The sequence below is a fragment of the Neisseria mucosa genome, from assembly GCF_013267835.1.
GTDB lineage: Bacteria > Pseudomonadota > Gammaproteobacteria > Burkholderiales > Neisseriaceae > Neisseria.
Genome location: NZ_CP053939.1, coordinates 1,346,443 through 1,366,096 on the forward strand (window position 1 = coordinate 1,346,443; position 19,654 = coordinate 1,366,096).

Annotated in this window: 17 protein-coding genes, 1 tRNA gene and 1 riboswitch; of the genes, 5 read left to right on the plus strand and 13 right to left on the minus strand. The window is 45.7% G+C overall.

The window, feature by feature from the left end:
• Positions 1 to 219: 219 nt before the first annotated feature.
• On the minus strand, positions 220 to 1,794 hold the full coding sequence (locus tag FOC66_RS06320) for an inorganic phosphate transporter (RefSeq protein ID WP_003748724.1): 1,575 nt from the start codon (positions 1,792 to 1,794) through the stop codon (positions 220 to 222).
• A 153-nt stretch (positions 1,795 to 1,947) separates the two neighbouring features.
• On the opposite strand from FOC66_RS06320, the gene FOC66_RS06325 reads away from it, so the two are divergent.
• Complete coding sequence (locus tag FOC66_RS06325) at positions 1,948 to 3,051, plus strand: anhydro-N-acetylmuramic acid kinase (RefSeq protein WP_003748727.1); 1,104 nt, start codon at positions 1,948 to 1,950, stop codon at positions 3,049 to 3,051.
• 67 nt (positions 3,052 to 3,118) lie between these two features.
• Here FOC66_RS06325 and FOC66_RS06330 read toward each other — a convergent pair whose 3' ends face one another.
• The 9 genes from FOC66_RS06330 to rlmD all read right to left on the minus strand — a co-directional run bounded on the left by FOC66_RS06330 (position 3,119) and on the right by rlmD (position 11,602).
• The gene (locus FOC66_RS06330) at positions 3,119 to 4,678 is read right to left on the minus strand and encodes a TerC family protein (RefSeq protein ID WP_003748729.1); all 1,560 of its coding nucleotides are present in this window, start codon (positions 4,676 to 4,678) and stop codon (positions 3,119 to 3,121) included.
• Between the two features lie 455 nt (positions 4,679 to 5,133).
• On the minus strand, positions 5,134 to 5,529 hold the full coding sequence (locus FOC66_RS06335) for a hypothetical protein (protein WP_036494005.1): 396 nt from the start codon (positions 5,527 to 5,529) through the stop codon (positions 5,134 to 5,136).
• A gap of 245 nt (positions 5,530 to 5,774) precedes the next feature.
• Positions 5,775 to 5,850: transfer RNA gene (locus FOC66_RS06340), tRNA-Asn, on the minus strand.
• A 98-nt stretch (positions 5,851 to 5,948) separates the two neighbouring features.
• On the minus strand, positions 5,949 to 6,308 hold the full coding sequence (locus FOC66_RS06345) for a roadblock/LC7 domain-containing protein (RefSeq protein ID WP_003679682.1): 360 nt from the start codon (positions 6,306 to 6,308) through the stop codon (positions 5,949 to 5,951).
• A gap of 39 nt (positions 6,309 to 6,347) precedes the next feature.
• A complete protein-coding gene (locus tag FOC66_RS06350) occupies positions 6,348 to 6,989 on the minus strand; it encodes a hypothetical protein (RefSeq protein ID WP_003748732.1) in 642 nt (213 codons plus the stop codon).
• A gap of 1 nt (position 6,990) precedes the next feature.
• The gene (locus FOC66_RS06355) at positions 6,991 to 7,527 is read right to left on the minus strand and encodes a GTP-binding protein (protein WP_003748733.1); all 537 of its coding nucleotides are present in this window, start codon (positions 7,525 to 7,527) and stop codon (positions 6,991 to 6,993) included.
• Between the two features lie 10 nt (positions 7,528 to 7,537).
• Entirely contained in the window at positions 7,538 to 8,641 is a 1,104-nt protein-coding gene (locus tag FOC66_RS06360) for a response regulator transcription factor (protein ID WP_003748735.1), read from the minus strand.
• A gap of 23 nt (positions 8,642 to 8,664) precedes the next feature.
• On the minus strand, positions 8,665 to 10,152 hold the full coding sequence (locus FOC66_RS06365) for a hypothetical protein (RefSeq protein ID WP_003748738.1): 1,488 nt from the start codon (positions 10,150 to 10,152) through the stop codon (positions 8,665 to 8,667).
• Positions 10,153 to 10,276: 124 nt separating this feature from the next.
• On the minus strand, positions 10,277 to 11,602 hold the full coding sequence (gene rlmD / locus FOC66_RS06370) for a 23S rRNA (uracil(1939)-C(5))-methyltransferase RlmD (protein ID WP_003748740.1): 1,326 nt from the start codon (positions 11,600 to 11,602) through the stop codon (positions 10,277 to 10,279).
• A 140-nt stretch (positions 11,603 to 11,742) separates the two neighbouring features.
• Between rlmD and FOC66_RS06375 the strand changes: the two genes are divergently transcribed.
• Positions 11,743 to 12,804, plus strand: coding sequence for a L,D-transpeptidase (locus FOC66_RS06375; protein WP_036494034.1), 1,062 nt, complete (start codon positions 11,743 to 11,745; stop codon positions 12,802 to 12,804).
• A gap of 95 nt (positions 12,805 to 12,899) precedes the next feature.
• On the opposite strand, the gene queC is transcribed toward FOC66_RS06375, so the two are convergent.
• Positions 12,900 to 13,559: a 7-cyano-7-deazaguanine synthase QueC gene (gene queC / locus FOC66_RS06380; RefSeq protein WP_003748743.1), complete on the minus strand. Its 660-nt coding sequence runs from the start codon at positions 13,557 to 13,559 to the stop codon at positions 12,900 to 12,902.
• A gap of 3 nt (positions 13,560 to 13,562) precedes the next feature.
• Positions 13,563 to 13,608, minus strand: a riboswitch (PreQ1 riboswitch).
• A 71-nt stretch (positions 13,609 to 13,679) separates the two neighbouring features.
• On the opposite strand from queC, the gene FOC66_RS06385 reads away from it, so the two are divergent.
• Entirely contained in the window at positions 13,680 to 14,279 is a 600-nt protein-coding gene (locus FOC66_RS06385; protein WP_003748744.1) for a CDP-alcohol phosphatidyltransferase family protein, read from the plus strand.
• A gap of 139 nt (positions 14,280 to 14,418) precedes the next feature.
• Here FOC66_RS06385 and FOC66_RS06390 read toward each other — a convergent pair whose 3' ends face one another.
• Together FOC66_RS06390 and FOC66_RS06395 are read right to left on the minus strand one after the other, a co-directional pair.
• Entirely contained in the window at positions 14,419 to 16,065 is a 1,647-nt protein-coding gene (locus FOC66_RS06390) for a Pycsar system effector family protein (protein ID WP_430438934.1), read from the minus strand.
• A 382-nt stretch (positions 16,066 to 16,447) separates the two neighbouring features.
• Positions 16,448 to 16,732: a PepSY domain-containing protein gene (locus FOC66_RS06395; RefSeq protein ID WP_003748751.1), complete on the minus strand. Its 285-nt coding sequence runs from the start codon at positions 16,730 to 16,732 to the stop codon at positions 16,448 to 16,450.
• A 231-nt stretch (positions 16,733 to 16,963) separates the two neighbouring features.
• Here FOC66_RS06395 and FOC66_RS06400 point away from each other — a divergent pair, with 231 nt between their 5' ends.
• Positions 16,964 to 17,734, plus strand: a complete 771-nt coding sequence (locus FOC66_RS06400; RefSeq protein WP_003748753.1) for a PP2C family protein-serine/threonine phosphatase — start codon at positions 16,964 to 16,966, stop codon at positions 17,732 to 17,734.
• A gap of 157 nt (positions 17,735 to 17,891) precedes the next feature.
• Positions 17,892 to 19,634: a bifunctional alpha/beta hydrolase/class I SAM-dependent methyltransferase gene (locus tag FOC66_RS06405; protein WP_003748755.1), complete on the plus strand. Its 1,743-nt coding sequence runs from the start codon at positions 17,892 to 17,894 to the stop codon at positions 19,632 to 19,634.
• Positions 19,635 to 19,654 lie beyond the last annotated feature (20 nt).

Sequence of the window (19,654 nt, forward strand, 5' to 3'; positions counted from 1 at the left end):
GTTTGCCCTCACTAAGCCAAGTTTTGAAACCAAAAATCTTTTCTAAAATATTCCCAATAAGGTATTTCTCTATCATCTTGATTATTCTTGTATCAGTTCAAACATTGAAAAGCATGATTTATGCATCTCTAAAACAAACTGAAAACTACCCCTTATAAAGATAAGCAAAGACCGTCTGAAATCTATCTTTCAGACGGCCTTTTTCAATCAAGCACTCAGTTAAAACACGGCTTGCAAAACCAAATAGCTGACAACAGACAAAACGGCAGCGGCAGGCAAGGTAATGACCCAAGCAAGGCCGATCGGTTTCATCAATTTCCAGTTGGCATTGCGGTTAACCAAACCGATACCCAAAACTGCACCCACCAAGATATGAGTACTGGAAACAGGCAAGCCCATAAATGATGCGGCCATCACGACGGCGGCGGCAGAAAGCTCTGCAGAAAAACCTGACGCAGGGTGCATTTCCGCCAAGCTGGTCCCTACGGTTTTAATCACTTCTTTACCGACAAACCACAAACCGACGATCAAAGCGATACCGAAAGTCAACATGGCAATCGGCGGCACGGCGTTTTGAGCAGTAATGCTGTTGGTACGCAGCACATCCATAATCGCGGCAAACGGACCAATCGCATTGGCAATATCGTTCGCACCATGGCTGAATGCGAAACCGCAAGCGGTAAACACCTGCATCCATGAGAACATTTGGAAAGTCGATTTATCCAAATCTTTGCGTTTCAAACTTTTGGCAAATACAAACGTACCCATCCAAATAGCCGCACCGATCATGAAAATGGTCAGGAAGCTGTTGACATTGCTCATGCCCAAATGCAGATTTTTCAGACCTTTGAAAATCAACATGGCCGCAATCATCATACCGCCGACAGAGGCAATAAACGGCACCCAGGAATGCAGGGCTTTGTAAGAATCCACTTCGCCCTTACGGCTGTCAAAGCGGTATAGGCCGCGATAATACTCAGACTGCAACTCTTCGGGATCAAAGTCCGGCTCATCATAAATTTGGGCATCGTGCGCCATTTTAGTGGCGTATTCGACTTTTTCAGATTCACTCAAGGCCTCAAAAAACTGGCGGTGCTCTTCTTTATAGGCTTTCTTCTCCAGTTTGATGCCTTTCAGCGTATTGCCGGCCCAAGAGTTGTAATCCAAAACATTTTTCTTGATTCGTGAAAACAACAGATAGGAAACGATGCCGCCCAAAACCGGGGACAAAATCCAAGACAAGGCAATCTCACCCAATTTATCCCACTGAATCAATGCAACGGAATCTACGCCGTTTAACGTCGCCATGCACAATGCACTACCGACAATACCGCCGATAATGGCATGCGTCGTTGAGACAGGAAGGCCTTTGTGCGAGGCAAAAAGCAGCCACAATGCCGCAGCCAAAAGCGCAGACATCATAATAAAGACAAACTGCATCGGATCCAAATGCATCGCATTCAAATCGACAATACCCTTGCGGATGGTATCTGTTACCTCGCCGCCGGCAATCACTGCGCCGCTGACTTCAAATACCGCCGCAATCAGCAAAGCTTGCGGAATGGTCAATGTGCCGGAGCCGACACTTGTACCGAAAGAGTTGGCAATATCGTTACCGCCCACATTAAACGCCATGAAGACGCCGAAAAAGGTGGCAAGGATAAACAGGCCGGAATGGTTGTAATGGGTATAACCTAGGCCCCAATAAATAAAATAGCCGACCATGCTCACAAGCATAGCGGCGAAAGCCGTATTAATCAGCTTCAAGTTCGCACTCGACTGAGTTTGAGCCATGGAAAGTTTCCTTTTGGAAAACATGTTGAGTCGCGCTATTTTAACCTCTTTGTAATCTTTCTTGCACCAACTATTTACATTAAATGCCGAAATTCCCGTAAAAACGTCAAAAGGCGTTAAAATGTCGTTTTACCTTCTCTTTCTGTAACCGAAATGCAACCCCAATACTATATCGGCATCATGTCCGGAACCAGCATGGACGGTGCCGATGCCGTACTGATTCAAATGCAGGGTAAACAATGGCAACGCGCCGTCGCCCATAGCTTTCTACCCTATTCAGACGGCCTGCGCCAAGAATTGTTGGCACTGCAAGACATAGGCGAAAATGAATTGCACAGAAGCAATATCCTGGCGCAAACACTCAGCCGCCTATACGCCCAAACCGTACAGCAACTGTTGACAGAGCAAAACCTGTCTGCCAAAGACATTACCGCAATCGGCTGCCACGGACAAACCATCCGCCACGCGCCTGAACACGGTTACAGCATTCAACTGGTCAACCTCCCCCTATTGGCCGAGCTGACCGGCATCTTCACGGTCGGAGACTTCCGCAGCCGCGACCTTGCCTGCAACGGCCAAGGTGCGCCCCTCGTCCCAGCCTTTCACGAAGCGCTGTTTCGAGACGTAAATGAAACCCGTGCCGTACTTAATATTGGCGGCATTTCCAATATCAGTATCCTCCCGCCCGACGGCCCTTCTTTCGGCTTCGATACCGGACCCGGCAATATGTTGATGGATGCATGGATGCAACATATTTGGCAGCAGTCTTACGACAAAAATGGGGAAAAAGCCGCACAAGGCGAAATCCTCCCTGACCTGCTCGCTTCCCTGCTCGACCATCCTTACTTCAGCCGCCCCTATCCGAAAAGTACAGGCCGAGAGTTGTTTTCCCTAAGCTGGCTTCAAGGCCGTCTGAAAGGTGATGAAAAGCCGGAAGACGTCATGCGCACATTGGTCTTTTATACCGCACAAACCATTTTTGACGCGACCAAACAAGCTGCCCCGGCGATTCATCATCTTTATATCTGCGGCGGCGGCATCCGCAATCCGGTTTTGATGCAAGACTTGGAAACCCTGTTTTCTCCCGACACCCAATTGCACAGCACAGCCAAGCTCCATCTTGACCCGCAATGGGTCGAAGCCGCCGCTTTTGCCTGGCTTGCCGCCTGTTGGTGCAATCAAGTTCCGAGCAATCCCCACCATGCGACCGGCGCACATTCACACCGAATTTTAGGCTCTGGACATTACGGCAACTAAAGTCGGATAAATAAAAAGGCCGTCTGAACATTTTCAGACGGCCTTATCTATATTAATTAGCCTCTACTTATTCTTCTTCCGGCAAACGGTTGATTTTCACACGGGCAATCCGTTGTCCGTCCTTCTCGACCACTTCAAAACGCCAACCGTGATAATTGATAAAATCGCCTACATCAGGAATACTTTGCAACTCTTCCATAATTAAGCCGGCAACGGTATGAAAGTCAGCGTCTTCCTCTTGGGCAGGCAGACTTAATTGAGAAGCCAATTCCACATACTCCAATGCACCATCCACAGACAGCGTTTCATCCTGACTGGCTGGAGCAGCCTCTTCTTCCTCACGCTCGAATTCCTCGGGGAATTCACCGGCAATGGTTTCCAACAAATCTTTCATGGTCACCATACCCAACACCGCGCCAAATTCATCCACCACCAAGGCATAATCCGCGCTGCTTTGACGGAACAATTCAATCGCATTCAACGCCGTCGTACTGTCCGGCAAAATCAACGGCTGGCGCAAGGCCGTCTGAATATTGATTTCTCCCGATTCAAGCAGCTGGTTCAGCAAATCTTTTTTACTGATATAGCCCAAAGGCTCATCTACACCTGCCTTACCGACAACCAACAAACGGCTATACGGCGTATTTTTCAACTGCGCATTTTGTTCTTCCCGACTTTGGGAAATATCCAATTTCTCGATTTCCCGACGCGGAATCATCACACCCATAATCGGACGCTCCGCCAAAGTCAGCACGCTGCGAATCATGGATTTTTCGTTTTCTTCAAAATGCTCGTCATCGCCGCCATTATCGCCTGCTTTTGCCAAAATGCTTTCGCGGATACCCATCATGCCCAACACATTTTCAGCGGTGCGCTTACGCCAAGAGGTACTGATGTAGTCATTTTTGCGGGCATTCTTTTGCGAAACCTGATTAAACAGTTCGATCAAAATCGAGAAGCCGATCGCCGCATACAAATAGCCTTTCGGAATATGGAAATGGAAGGCTTCCGCAATCAGGCTGAAACCAATCATCAACAAGAAACCCAAACACAACATCACAACGGTCGGATGCTTGTCCACAAAGGCAGTCAACAGTTTGCTGGCAGAAATCATCACCGTCATCGCCACAACCACTGCACCCATTGCCACCACAATATGATCCACCATCGCCACTGCCGTAATAACAGAATCGATAGAAAAAACCGCATCCAAAATCAAGATTTGCGCCACAACGCCCCAAAAGGAAGAATGCTTCTTCTGCCCTTCAGCAACAGCAAATTGATTGTGGCCTTCAAGGCGCTCGTGCAGCTCGGTAGTCGCTTTATAAAGCAGGAAAATACCGCCGGCAAACATAATCATGTCTTTGCCGGAAATCTCCAAGCCGCCTAACTCAAACAAAGGCCGTGTCAGCGTCATGATGTGCGCCATGAAGCCCAACATGAAAATCCGAATAACGACAGCCAAACCCAAGCCCGTTATCCGCGCCCTATCCCGTTGCGACGGTTTGACCTTGTTTGCCAAAATCGCTACGAAAACAAGGTTATCAATACCTAAAACAACTTCCAAAACCAGAAGCGTGGCAAAGCCTATCCAAGTATGCGGCTCGGCCAACCAACTGAAATCCATAATGATTGCGTTCCTTTAAAATACAAAAAGGCAGCCGTTCCGCTTAAAACGGACAGACTGCCAAATTTCGGGCATAAATAAAGGGAAAGAAGCGGTATAACAACTACTCTGCTCTGCGTCTTTCATGAAAAATTTATGCCCCGGTCAAAAATAATGGCAAACAGTTTATCAGTTTGACGAAAGAAAGGCAAAGTCCGACAGCATATTTTCTTTTAAAAACAGCCTACAGCTGCCAACAAATCACTTTCTCCAGCGTTAACAAAAGGAATCGGTCGATATATTTGGTGATTATGGTTTGTTCGGTTTGCTGAAAGAAGATTCTTATAAGAAATCCCCTAAATGCCTGAGTGAAAATTTATTTTTTTTTTACCAAGGTCTCAAACCGTCTAAAAAATTGGGATTTTTTCAGACGGCACGGTTTATATAGACAATAATTTTCTTAGAAAATATAACGATTATATTCTTTCAGAAATTACGGATATATTTAATCTCCATACAGTTAAAGTAATTAATCTGCCATCTAAATAAGAATATTTTAATTGAAGAGCATCATCTACAAAGCAAATATTTCCAGCTGTAAATGTATTGCCATCTAGCCTACCTGTTATCTTATATTGTGCACTATCACCTATTCTTTCAAAAGGAATAATAACAGATTCATCTGTATTAACCTCTTCCAATATAAACTTATCAACAATGAAATAGTCAAGTTCCACATTGTAAACTTTATTTACTTCAATAGCCATTGGACAATAATCGAGGAAACAATATAGGTCGTTATTTTCTATAGAAAAATATGCAAATTCCTCAATTATTTCATCCATTTTTTTTAGCTTTGCTGAGTAAATCATTTTTAACCTTTCATAAATTATTTTACTTCATAAATTGTTTTATCTTTTGGATTGCTACGATTTATAGATCTCCAAAAGTCTTTTCCACTTTTCACATGGATGGTTGTGATGTAACCTTGATGATTTGTTCCTATAAAGGCTGATGAATTAAGTGTAATCATTTAATCAATTATCATCAAAATATCTTAAAATATTAACCAATAGATAAAACAAAAACCACCATACAAGATGGTGGTTTTCAAATCTGGCTCCCCGACCTGGGCTCGAACCAGGGACCTGCGGATTAACAGTCCGTCGCTCTACCGACTGAGCTATCGGGGAATTAAAGATGAGATTATATAGAAAATATCAGAAACCTGTCAAGCAACAATCTATATAAAAACAAAAATATTTTTATATCTTTTTAATTTATAAAACTTTTATAAGATTTCAGCAATTTGTTTGGCCGCACGTTTCGCATCCAACAAAATCAAACCCAATTTACCGCTTTCTTTTGCCATCAATGCCAACACTGCATTTTCACCTGCCTGACTCAGCAGAATATAGCCATTTTTACCTTTAACCATTACCTGATCCAACTCACCGCAAGCCAACTCGTGTACGGAACGATTACCCAACGCCAAAAGCGTTGCCGACATCGCACCCACACGGTCTGCATTCAAATGCGAAGGCAGCATGGTTGCGATTGGCAGGCCGTCTGTAGAAATAACTGCAGAAGCAGTGATATCCGCAGAGGTATTGTTCAAATCGCTTAATACAGAGATTAATAGTTGTTGCATAGTCGCTCCATTCTAAAATAAATATCGGTCAGGCAAAAATCAACGGCTGCCGTATCGGTGGTACAGCACTTTAACCAAAGTAACAAAAGCCTCTTTATTTAAGTCAGGCATGCCGCCAATTACCAAAATCAGTTTGGTCATGCCAATATACAGAGGGAAAAAGGTCAATTCACTTTGGCCTGAAGGATCACAAATACCCCATGCGCTATTATTGATATGCAGGTTATTGCGAATCAAAAGACGGTGATTGTCTTCCATTTTGGCCACTTCGCTCGCCAAAAGGCCCAATTCTTCCGCAGCCTCGTGATGGAAATTGGCATTGGCAAAATACAAGCCGTTTTCATCAGCCAACAAAGCTTTGCCAGAATTAGACAACTGTTCCAATAATGTCGGTAATTGTTCGTCAGTCAGATGGATGTCCTCTGTGCTGATTTCCTCGTCACCGTACAAAAACTCCAAGCGTTGGAGGCGATACAATAGGTTTAAAGCGGTATTGATATCGCTGGTGTCTGCCCACGCCAAAAGTTTTTCACTGCTGATGGTTTCAGACGGCTCTGCGCGTAACAAACCATACAATAAAGTTCTGCTGGCACTAGGCGTATCGCTTGAAACGGCATAATACGCACCTGCCGGTGTAATCTTAGGATATAAATTTGATTGTAAAGAGAGTGTCGCTTCCATCTTATACCTCTAATCCGGGGTCAATTGAGAACAACATGGCAGTAACCAATTGTTTTACATCGTCTTCTCGACGTGCATCAATCTCAAAAACCGGTACATTAAAATTATTCTGTGCTAAATATTTTTGATAAACATCTACGCTTGGCAAGGAGCGGATATCCATCTTCGTTACCCCTACAACCAAAGGCGCTTTTTTTAGCAACTCTCGGAACGCATCCAAGAAGAATTGCAAATCTTTCAATGGGTTGCTTCTTGTATTATCTAAAAGAAGCACCAAGCCCATACTGCCTTGGCTCAGAATTTCCCACATAAAATTAAAACGCTCCTGACCAGGCGTACCGTAAAGGTGAACCTTGGTTTCCTCATCCAAATGAATGACACCGTAGTCCATTGCCACAGTCGTGTACCCCTTGCGGACAAGTGTCATATCGGATGCGGATGCATCGGTTTGAACTGGCGGTTCATCAGATAAAGCTGAAATTGCAGTGGTTTTACCTACGCCAACAGGACCGGTAAAGATAATTTTATTTTCTTTCATGACGTGTCCTTTACGATTTACCCAGCAACTTACGCATCAGGCGTTGCAACAGGCCGCGAGGTTGTTCTTTAGACGGACCGGCAACTTTTTGAGCCTCTTTGCTCATTGCTGTTTCAGGTACGTCTTTGCTATTCACATCAATCTGTTCATTCAAGGAAGGCGTATTGTTCGCATCTGTTGCAAACTCTGTATCTGTCGCCAAAAAGCCTGTTATATATGTTGCCGATAAATAATTCAAAATATCAGGCATCTCTAATGGCATGACTTTATAGAGAACATTCAGATTAACGGATGTTTTCGTCAGAAATGCCGACAAACGCATAGATTCCGGAACATGCGCCAAACGGGTTAAGTTTGGCCAACGCTTGAGTGTAAAGACAGTTTGCGGCGTCATCGGATAAATCAGACGGCCTGATGCAGTCCAAATAGCCATTTGCCACAAGCATGACATAATGGTAACTTTGGCTTTTTCTTTCCATTGAGGATTATCAGGAACGGCCTTACACACGACAGCCAAGTTATCGTTCTTACACAATTTCTCCAACTCATTGGCGCTGACTGTCAACAGTACTCGCTGGATACTAGGAAACACGATCAATATCGGCTTGCCTTCATGCAAGACGGCAATATCTTGGTGTCCTTGACTGGCAAATTTCAACGCACCCAACAAGCCTTTATTTGGATTAAATCGGCGAATGGTGGCTTTTCTTGCGCCATCAGAATTTGATTGTCCTTTATTCTCTTCAGCCGCTTGTTGTTCAGACGGCTCAAAAACATTCCCGCCCTGAGCCAGGCTGCGCAAAACAGGAAACAAGGTATCGAATTTAACCGGCTTGGCCAAATAAGGAGTCGTTACGGTTGGCAACTCGGAAGAAAACATCGCCACAGGTACTTCCGGATAAGTTTTCTTCGACTCTTTCCAAGCTTCTACACCTGCCGGCGTATCGGTATCAACCAATACCAAATCCGGTTTTTCATCAGAATCAGGAGAAACGATGACGTAATTCGTCGTATTGTGCATTTTAAATGCCATACGGAATACCGCCTGCTGTTGCTCACCCATCTCCTGTAACATAACCCGTATGGTTTTAATTTTTGGTAAATGATTATTCATTACTCGTACTTTCTACGATTATCTTATTTTTTTGAATATTGGTTCATTCGTTGCAAGAGACGGCTCATTGCCAAGACAACCTCTTCAGGCAGGCTGACAACACGCTCGCGCAACAGGCGCAGGAATTGTTCTAAACGTCCCCAGTCTTCGACGCGTTCGTACAAATCAAACAAGATGATGTACAGCTGCGATTCTTGAGGATACTGTAAAACAGCTTGTTCCAGAGTGCTGATAGCCAAATCCAACTGACCGTAAGCCAACAGAGATTCCACTTCTTTCAGAGCTTCATCAGCAGGTGAAGAGCTTGCACTGATGACAGAAGAATCTTTTTGAACCAAATCGCGATATTTGGCTTTCATCTGCAAAGAACTTGGCTGAATATAACCGCGCTTCAAACCAATCTCTTTAATTTGCTGTTCAGACGGCCCTTTTTCCAAATCATCAAAAATTTCGTGATAACCAAGGCTATAACCCCAACCAAGCATACGTTCTTTTACTTGACGGCCATATTGGCCCAAAGAGTGGTAAAGCTTCCACAGATGCTTGGCAAACTGCCCTACTTCTTCATTCTGATAATCCAGACGCAAGGCATCGATAATGAGACCAGCAGGTTTCGCAGAAGTTTGGATTGCTTTGTTGTATTGATGCAAAGCAGTCTCGTAACTAATCTTGTTTTTCAGGATTTTTGCACTACGCTCCGGCTTGGCAAAACCAATCACCGCACCCATCTCTTCAGGGCTGATTTCGCCAAAGTCTTTCTTGCCTAATACGATAGGCGCGCGTTTGCCCATACCTGGCATGACAATGCGTTCGGCCGAATCGTTCTCAAAGGCAATATGCTCATCGGAAGCAACTTCCAAACCGCTTTGTTCGCCAATTTGACGATCCACTTCCTGCATATTCCAACCGAGATGATGTTCGGCAAAAACGCGCAAGCGCAGGTTGGTTGAATCCAAAGCCAGACCGGCTTTCAAGTATTCGGCAACACTGTCTTCAGAAAGGGAAGCACTATGGCGCTCAAGCGTATCTGCGAGCATGTCGATATTGCCGACGCGCAGATTCAAACCGATTAATTCATGAACCAGTTTTTCCGGCGCACCGTCTTCCAAGGTATTGAGATAACCGGCCAAAGACTCTGCAGCCTTACTCTCATAACCGAATTGTTTATAAACCTGGTATTCGGTCAATGGATCGACTTCTTGTGCAGAAACAGAAGCCGTAGCATTGCTTGAGCCGCTTCCGCCCCATTCCCAATCTTGATTATCCACATTGGAAACTGTCTGATTGACTTTCTCAATCCAGTCGTTTCCATCCTCAGAGGAGGCTGTATGAGCGGCAGATTTATGGCCGCCTTTTGATGCATGTGTGCTTTGCTTGCCTGAGTTGCCTCTTTGTTCGCTACTTTGTTTATGACGAACAAAAAACAACACCAGCAAAAAAAGCACCAGCAAAAAAATAGTTAAAAGTTGATAGTTCAAGAACACCTCCCGGTCTTGTGCTGCAAACTGCATTTATTAACATCTGTTGCTTTACACGCAACTTCAACGTTATGAATTCCCCAAACGAATGATGATAACATGAATGCACTCATTTTTACATTAAAAACCCTACTCACATAAAGGACTTGATACCAATTTACAACTCAAACACACCGATGGATTCAACATGCGAGGTTTGTGCAAACATATTCATGATTCCTGCCGCCTTAAACTTATAGCCCTTATCCACCAAGACACCGGCATCCCGTGCAAATGTTGATGGATTGCATGAAACATATACTATCTTTTGGGGCAAAAACGGTTTATGTAGCGATTTGACAACAGCATAAGCCCCGCTTCTCGGCGGATCCAGCAGCATCTTGTCAAATTTTCCCCATGACTCAACAGTTTTTTCATCGGTATCGAACAAGTCGGCAACAGAAAACGTCATATTCTCGGCACAACGATTCAGGCGGGCATTTTCCCTTGCCCTATCGACCAAATAATCGGCGCCTTCAATACCGACAACCGATGCGCCACTTTTCGCCAGCGGCAAACTGAAATTGCCCAAACCGCAAAACAAATCGGCAATCCGCTCCCCTTTTTGAGGGTTTAAAAGCCTGACCGCCCTTGCCACCATCACTTCGTTCAATTGCGCATTAATCTGCGTAAAATCACCCGGTTTGTAAGGCATTTCCACGTCAAATTGAGCAAAATTATAGTTCAGAGCAGGCGCATTCTCGGGATAAAACGGCAAGGACTCGACATGATCCTGCAGCCATATTTGCCATGCTTTTTCAGCACCCGACAATATCTTATCAAACCAATTACGCAATTCGCTTAATATTTGTCCAAACGGTTGATTTACGAAACGAATGTTGAGTACGGTCACATTTCTCCCGCAATAAAACTCAACAAATTTCACTTTTACACCGTCATCATGCAGCTTTTGCAGCAAATTTCGGACATCAGGCAATTTATCGGAAACATGTTTAGGCAAAATAGAACAATGGCGGATATTGACGACATCATGGCTTTTTTTAGCCTGAAAACCGAGTTTCAGACGGCCTTTGTTATCCACTGCAACACTTAAACGTGCCCTATCGCGATAATACCAGGAGAAACCATATAAAGGAGGCAAAATTATCTCCGGTTTGACCTTACCTATCCGCTCCAATTGTTCTTCTAAAATCCGTTGCTTTAATGCAACTTGCGCACCAAAGGAAACATGTTGGAGCGAACAACCTCCACATGTATCAAAATAGCAACAAGCTGGCTCAACGCGTTCGGAAGAAGGTTTTAAAACCGTTTCGACCTGAGCTTCTGCAAACTGCTTTTTTTCTTTATGAATGGCAAACGTTACACGCTCTCCGGGCAGCGCACCGCCGATGAATACAGTCTTCCCATCGACTCTGGCAACACCCCTGCCCTCATAATCCAAAGAAAAAACTTCCGCCTCTTGATACCGTTCTTTCACACTCATACCGTTTCCGCCAGACAGCCTCTTACCGGCCGTCTGACTGCCTTCCAATACCGAAAGCGCATATTTTCTCACAAAAACACAGAGTTTCAGGTATCATGCGCCAAAAACTTTCATTTCAATCCCTACAAAAAAAAGACGACATGAAAAAATTATTCCTTAGCCTGACAGCCGCCCTTCTGACCTCGGCCGCTGCTGCAAACACACTTATTCCAGACGTCTCTCCCGCCTCTTCCGGACAACACGTCGTTATCAATATTACGCAACAGCGTTTGTTCCTCTACGACAACGGCAAACTGAGCAAAATTTATCCTGTTGCCGTCGGCAAAGCCATGACCCAAACCACTCTGGGCGAACACAAAATCGGCGCCAAAGCCTACAACCCGGTTTGGCACATCCCTAAATCCATCCAAAAAGAACGCAATGACGGCGTAAAAAGCGTACCGGCCGGCCCAAATAACCCGCTGGGCCCCGTATTTGTCCGCCTTGGCGACCCTAAATTGAGCCTGGGCATTCACGGCACCAATGCCCCTGCCAGCGTACCCGGCGTCCGCAGCCATGGTTGCGTGCGCATGAAATCGCCTGACGCATTGGAATTTGCCAAAACCATCGCAACAGGTGCTCCTGCCTCCGTTATCTACCAAATGGCAAGCCTGAACGAAGATGCCAACCAAAACTTGTGGCTGGCTGCCTATCGCGACCCGTACGACAAGAAAAACCTTGATACGGCTGCCCTGAAAAAAAGCATTGCCGCTTGGGCAAAAGCGCACGGCAAAACCATTCCTGCCGCACGTGTGGATGCAATCCTGAAAGGACGCACCGGTGCGGCAAACTGTCTGACCTGCGCCAAAGGCGTGAAACTCAAATCGCCTTTAAAATCTTTGGCATGGACCAGCGGCACGGATGCTTACAGCAAACCCAAAGTCATGCCGAAACCGGCTCCTGCTAAAGATGTGGTATTGCCTCAAGGCACTGAAATCGAAGTCGATGCTACCGACGATACAAACAAAGCAGCATCCGAACCGAAACAAAGCGTTCGTCCGACTCCGGTGAAACCGGCAAAACCAGCTGCCAAACCGGCAACCACTCCTGCCGAGACGCCTGCTTCGGAGCCTAAAGCCGCTTCCGAACCGGCTACTGCCCCGGCCTCTGCGCCTGTGAAAGAGGCTCCGGCAAGCAGCGAACCGGAAGATTTGCTGTTCTAAGCAGAACAAAACACATAACCAAAGGCCGTCTGAAACGAATTGTTCAGACGGCCTTTTCGTATAATTGGATATTGGAAATAGATGCCCCTCTTAATTCAGACGGCCTTTTTGCTTTCCAAATATTCTGACAAGCCGCGCTCGCGCAAAATACAGCTCGGGCATTCATGACAACCGCCGACCACGCCGTTATAACAAGTATGCGTATGCTCGCGAATATAATCCAACACACCCATTTCATCCGCCAATGCCCAAGTTTGCGCTTTGGTTAAATACATCAAGGGCGTGTGGATTTGAAAAGCGTAATCCATGGCCAGATTCAGCGTAACATTCATCGACTTGACGAACACATCGCGACAGTCGGGATAACCGGAAAAGTCGGTTTCGCACACGCCGGCAATGATATGGCGTATCCCCTGCCCTTTGGCGTAAATGGCGGCATAAAGCAAAAACAAAGCATTGCGCCCATCTACAAATGTATTGGGCAGGCCGTCTGAAGCCGTTTCAATCGCCGCCGTATCATCCATCAAGGCGTTATGCGTAATCTGTTGCATTAGGCTCAAATCGAGCACGGTCTGCTTCACGCCCAAATCTTGGGCAATCCAACGCGCGCGCTCCAATTCGATGGCGTGGCGTTGTCCATATTGAAAAGTGATGGCCTGCACATTTTCAAGGCCATAGGTTTGAATTGCCTGAATCAGGCAGGTTGTTGAATCCTGCCCGCCCGAAAAAATAACGAGGGCCTGCTGTTTTTCCATAGTAAATTCCTAGTTTTGTTAACGCGGGAGGTTTGCGAACCGCGTGATTCGAAGATTGACGGATTATAACGGATTTCGTCTATAATCACGGCACTTCATTTTCTTTTATATAGCATAATCATGAGCATCTACGCCCTGAAACCAAAATTTCAAAACCTGTTGCGCCCCATTGTTAAGCGACTGTATCAAAAAGGCATTACTGCCAATCAGGTTACCCTGTTTGCCTGCGCCGTTTCCATTTTGATCGGTTTGCTTTTAGCATTGTTTGCAGGTGTATCCACATTATTCTGGCTTTTGCCGATCTGGTTGTTTGTCCGCATGGCGCTGAATGCGATGGACGGTATGCTGGCACGGGAGTTCGGTCAACAATCGGCATTGGGCGGCTATTTGAATGAAATCACCGACATTGTCGCCGATGCTGCTTTGTATCTGCCTTTTGCCTTTATCGCGCCCTTCGGCGGTGTGCAAATTGCCCTGTTTATTTGGCTGGCGGCAATGACTGAGTTTTGCGGCGTTTTGGGGCAAATCCACGGCAACGGCCGGCGTTATGACGGGCCATTCGGCAAAAGCGACCGTGCATTCTTTATCGGCGCATTGGCCGTATGGTATGCAGTCGCCGGCAGCTTCCATTCTCTTTTCTATATCCTTATGTGGCTCGCCTGCGCGGCATTGGTTTATACCTGCTACAAACGTGTCATCAATGGCTTGAAGGCCGTCTGAAATTTATCCACGTTCTTGGGTTAATCATCATTGATTGGAGTATTTAAACCCATCAACCTGTTTTACTGAAAACAAGAAGGCCGTCTGAAACCATAAACTATCGGTTTCAGACGGCCTTTTATCCGTCAGCCAAGATAACTTACTGTTTACCCAGTTGACTGTAATCTACCAACATATACTTGGCAGTAATTTTCTGTGAAGCATTGCCTTCGTCGCCCATCAAAATCATCTGCGGCTTGCCGTTAACGGTAATCGAATCGACGGCTTCAACGTTGGTGATGTGTTGCAGATTAGGCAGAGAGATTTTTTGCGGTTCATCGGTCGGATTACCGCTCCAAGTCCACAGTTGCGAGAATTTCTGTCCATTCTCATCCTTCACTTCATTGGCAATCACATAGGTTTTCAACACAGGATCATAGTTGAGGGAACGGATACCGCCGCCATCAATATCAATCACCGCCACTTCATCAAATTCAGGTTTGGCGTTGCGCTCAAATACATCTTTCGGATTGCTGATAAACGCGACCAAAGCCATGTTGTTGAACTCAGGATCACGAAATCCCAAAACGAGACGTTTTTTCACCGGATCAAACGCCATGCCCTCAATATTGATTTCTTCAAAAGAAACTTCAGCCTTGGTTCGCTCGCGAATCAAATCATGCAGCTTATGATCGGTTTCCAAAACCTGCGTCAAATTGTCGTAACTGGTCAGCCCCAACACATTGCCGTCTTGGATTTTAAAGCGCATCAGGTGTTCGCGGTCGGGCGAACGGTTGCCTTTACGGGTGCGCGAATGTGAAGTCAGCGCGTAGATAAAGCCTTCATCATCGCGCGCCAGAGCCTCCAAGTCGCTGAGACGGCGTTTGAAACCGGTAATCACGCGCGTATCCAATGCCTCGTCTTCCACAAACCTGCCGGTTTTATCAATGCTGACAATACTGAACGCATGGTTGGGTTCGTCTTCCGCAATCAACAAATTGCCGTCCAGAAGCTGTTGTACGGCGGAAGGCTCATACACACCGTTAAACATATTGATTCCCAGCGAACGCAGCTCTGCCGCATTGTTGGCCGGCGGTATCAGCAATGACGGCAATGTTTTCACGCCGATAAATGCCACCAGTGAAGCCAGCAAGCCCCAGCGGAATACCGCGTAAGACAAATTGATGTATTTGAACTGTTTGTCCGCCAACAAACCAAGCCAATAAAGATGGTCGCTCATCTTTTCATAGATTTGTTTACGGTCGCCCATAATCTCCTGCATCATTTCCCAATATTGATCTTTTTGCAGTTTCACACGGTCTTCATAAATCAAAATATTGGGTTGGCTGCCGCCAAAAAAGCGCGTTTCGGTACTGCTGAGACGGGTTTTCAAATCCTTCAGCTTAGAACGGCCGCGGATAAAATCCTTAAACCATGTCCGCGCCGCCTGCATTTTGCCGATACGTTCCGGCGAAGCAGAAAGCAATGCAAACACGATAGACGCGGCGGCAGTAATCATAAACGTACTGGCCGGAATCAGAAATTCGGGCGACGATGAAAAAATAAACGCACCCGAAATCATCAGTGCAGACACGATAAAACCATTCAGCGAAATCATAATATTCGCTTTGGTTGCCGCCAGCGCCAACAATTCCATCTCCGAGCGTACGGCATTGCGGAACATGGTTTCCACGCCCTTATTCGTACCCAACAAATCAGGCGCATTCAAATCTTCGGCTTTATTTTTTTTCTTTTTCGCCTTGTCTTTTTTGCGTTTGGCTTTCTTTTCACTTTTTTCAGACGGCATCTCAGGATGTTCAACTGCTTCCTGACCTTCTACCGCCTCCTGAATTTCTACCGCTTCAGCCGCAACACCAACTTCGTTTTCAACAGTATTGTTTCGATCGCGATCCCAAAAATCAACGTCCTGTTGGGAATCGGCAGATATACCGCCGTTTAAAGGTCTGCCTTGGTCGCCCATCTGCTTCTGCCGGCCGTCTTCCTTCCAATCATTCAAATCCATATCATGACTCCCAACATCAAACACTTTGAATTAAATGGAAAATAAAAAGCATATTTAGTTCATTTATTTTAGGTAATTTACATGCCGCTTACATTCTTTAAATACCTAAATAGCAAACTGCCGCAGAACCCCAAAGTCCTGCGACAACCCGCTTTGCATCAAAATATTAATAGTCGATGCGTTCTTTAATAATTTTCAAATCAGGATAAGACAAAACAATGTCGTACTCACGACCATCTTTAAAAGCCTCGATATCCAACACAGGCTGGCCTCGACGGCTATCGGCTTCAACATCGTGAACTTGATAGCCACGTTGTTCCAATATTTTTACGGCTTTAGCACGATTTTGCTCGAAGTTTTTGTCGCTGTAGATTTTTTGTTCAATGTAATCGCTGGCACCGGCAGTAGCGGCAGACAAAGCAACGATGGCGGTCAATAAGAATTTTTTCATGTTTGATTTCCTTTTCAAATGTGTATTCGGGTTTCGATGGATGTATTAAAACACAGTAAAATTAGCAGTTAATTAGTGCTTGGTTAAACGCAGTAAAGGCCGTCTGAAAACTGTTCAGACAGCCTTTAACCTTAATCATCAAATTTCAAACGTATTGCTCAAGTGTAAATCCAGAGAGTTAGAAACAATGAAAAGCCTGCAGCGAATATTCACCCAACAAATGGAAAAACCATGAACAACTTTTGCGAAATCACCTTTTGCCAACAAATCGGCAGCAACAAACAACACAACCAAGATGCCCTTTTTAACGGCGAGCAAGTGTTTCAATATAAACTCAAAACCGCTGAAACACGTCTTGAAACCCGTCCACGCTTTATCATCAGGATAGCCGACGGCATTTCCAATAGCAATCGTCCCGAAAAAGCCAGCAAATTAGCCATGCACCTATTAAGCCATACAACCAAACTCAGCCGTCAAACCATCAATCATGTACAAACCGCTTTATCTAAAGAGTTGGCAGAGGATTATTTTGGTTCCTCAACCACTTTTGTTGCCGCCGAAATCGACCAAACCACCGGCAAAACCAAAATCATCAGCGTAGGCGACAGCCGCGCCTATTTGATTGATACACAAGGAAAATGGAAGCAACTGACCCAAGATCACTCGATACTCTCCGAATTGCTGGATGGTTTGTCGGATAAAAAAGAAGAAGGGTTTGCCACCATATATGGCGGTGTTTCTTCTTATCTAGTAGCAGATTATTCCGATTTCCAAGACAAAATGTGCCATGTCGAGCTTACGCTTAAAGCAGGAGAAAGCCTGCTGCTTTGTTCAGACGGCCTAAGTGACGCTCTTTCAGAAGAAATAAGAGAAAAAATTTGGCAACAATATGATAACGATAAGTCCCGTCTGACTGTATTTCGTAAATTAATGGCGAAACAAAAAGTTTATGATGATATGTCGGTAGTAGTTTGTAAGGTTATCCAAACGCCCTCTATCTAACTCTTTTAACAATCACTGTCATCAGTTTTAAGTGAAATTTGAAACCATCTTTTACCATATCTCTCCATCATTGCATTCATCCGTCTATCGGATAATCATTGCATTTATTCGATATGTCATGATACTGTTCAAAAAATATGACTATTAGGAGTTTCTCATGTCCGAACAGCAAAAATTCTTTTCAACCCAAGACGGGACTTCGCTTTTCTACCGCTATCGCCCTGCTGCCGATGGTTCTTCCGATAAAGCCATTGTGCTGTTTCATCGCGGACATGAGCATTCCGGCCGGATGATGTTTGTGGCGGATGAGCTGGGTTTCAACGATTTTTCCTATTTCGCTTGGGATGCGCGCGGTCATGGTTACAGCCCCGGTGAACGTGGCGATAGTCCGAGTATCGGCACTTCGGTTGCTGATGTAGATGATTTTATCCGACACATTCAAAGCGAATACGGCATCAAACCTGAAAACATCTGCGTGATTGCGCAAAGTGTCGGCGCGGTATTGGTTTCTACTTGGTTGCACGATTACGCACCGAAAATCCGTTGCGCCGTATTGGCTTCGCCTGCGTTCAAAGTCAAACTCTATGTTCCGTTTGCCCGTACCGGTTTGAAACTCATGCAAAAATGGCGCGGCAATTTCTTTGTCAACAGCTACGTCAAAGCCCACTATCTGACCCACAATGTCGAACGTCAAAAAAGCTACGACAATGACCCGCTGATTACCCGCGCCATTTCTGTGCGCATCCTGCTGGGTTTATATGAAGCGGCCGAACGCGTCGTTGCCGATGCACAAGCGATTACTACGCCTGTACAACTGTTAATTTCAGGCAGCGATTGGGTCGTTCATCACAAACCGCAACACGATTTCTACAATCGTTTGGGCAGCCATATTAAAGAGCGCCATATCCTGCCCGGTTTCTACCACGATACTTTAGGCGAGCAAGACCGTGAAATTGCGTTTGTAGAAATGCGCCGTTTTATCCGCGAGCGTTTCAACCAACCTTTGCAACCAGTTGATTTAACCCAAGCACATTTGTACAGCGACAGCCGCCGCGAAGCTGACGAACTGGCTACGCCTTTGCCTATTTGTTCGCCACGCGGCGCATTTTGGGCAATATATCGTGCCTCGCTCAAACTGGGTGCGCGCTGGAGTGAAGGCTTGAGAATCGGTCAAGAAACAGGTTTTGATTCAGGCAGCACGCTGGACTACGTCTACCGCAATCAACCGCAAGGCAGCAACGCTTTCGGTGTATGGGTGGACAAATACTATCTCAATGCCATCGGCTGGCGCGGCATCCGCCAACGCAAAGTCAATATCGGCAAAGCCATTCAGACGGCCTCAGCCAAACTGCGTGAAGCAGGCAAACCTGTACACGTTTTGGATATTGCATCCGGTCATGGCCGCTATGTATTGGATGCCCTGACTACCGATACGTTGCCTGATTCCGTACGCTTGCGCGATTACAGCCCGATTAATGTCGAAGCCGGACGCAAACTGATTGCCGAGCGCGGCTTGCAAAACACGGTAACCTTCAATGAAGTCAATGCCTACGACCGCGCCAATTATCACGATTTACAGCCGCGTCCAACGCTGGGCATCGTCTCCGGCCTGCACGAATTGTTTGCCGACAACGATTTAATTTTGAACTCACTCTACGGCTTCGGCGAAGCCATTGAAACCGGCGCCTACCTGATTTACACCGGCCAACCTTGGCATCCGCAACTGGAAATGATTGCCCGCGCCCTGACCAGCCACAAAGCAGGCAGCCCAAACTGGGTAATGCGCCGCCGCAGTCAACAGGAAATGGATCAGCTGGTTGAAAAAGCCGGTTTTGAAAAAATCCATCAATGGATAGACGAAGACGGTATTTTCACCGTGAGCTTGGCAGTGAAGAAATAAAATATAGGCCGTCTGAACAA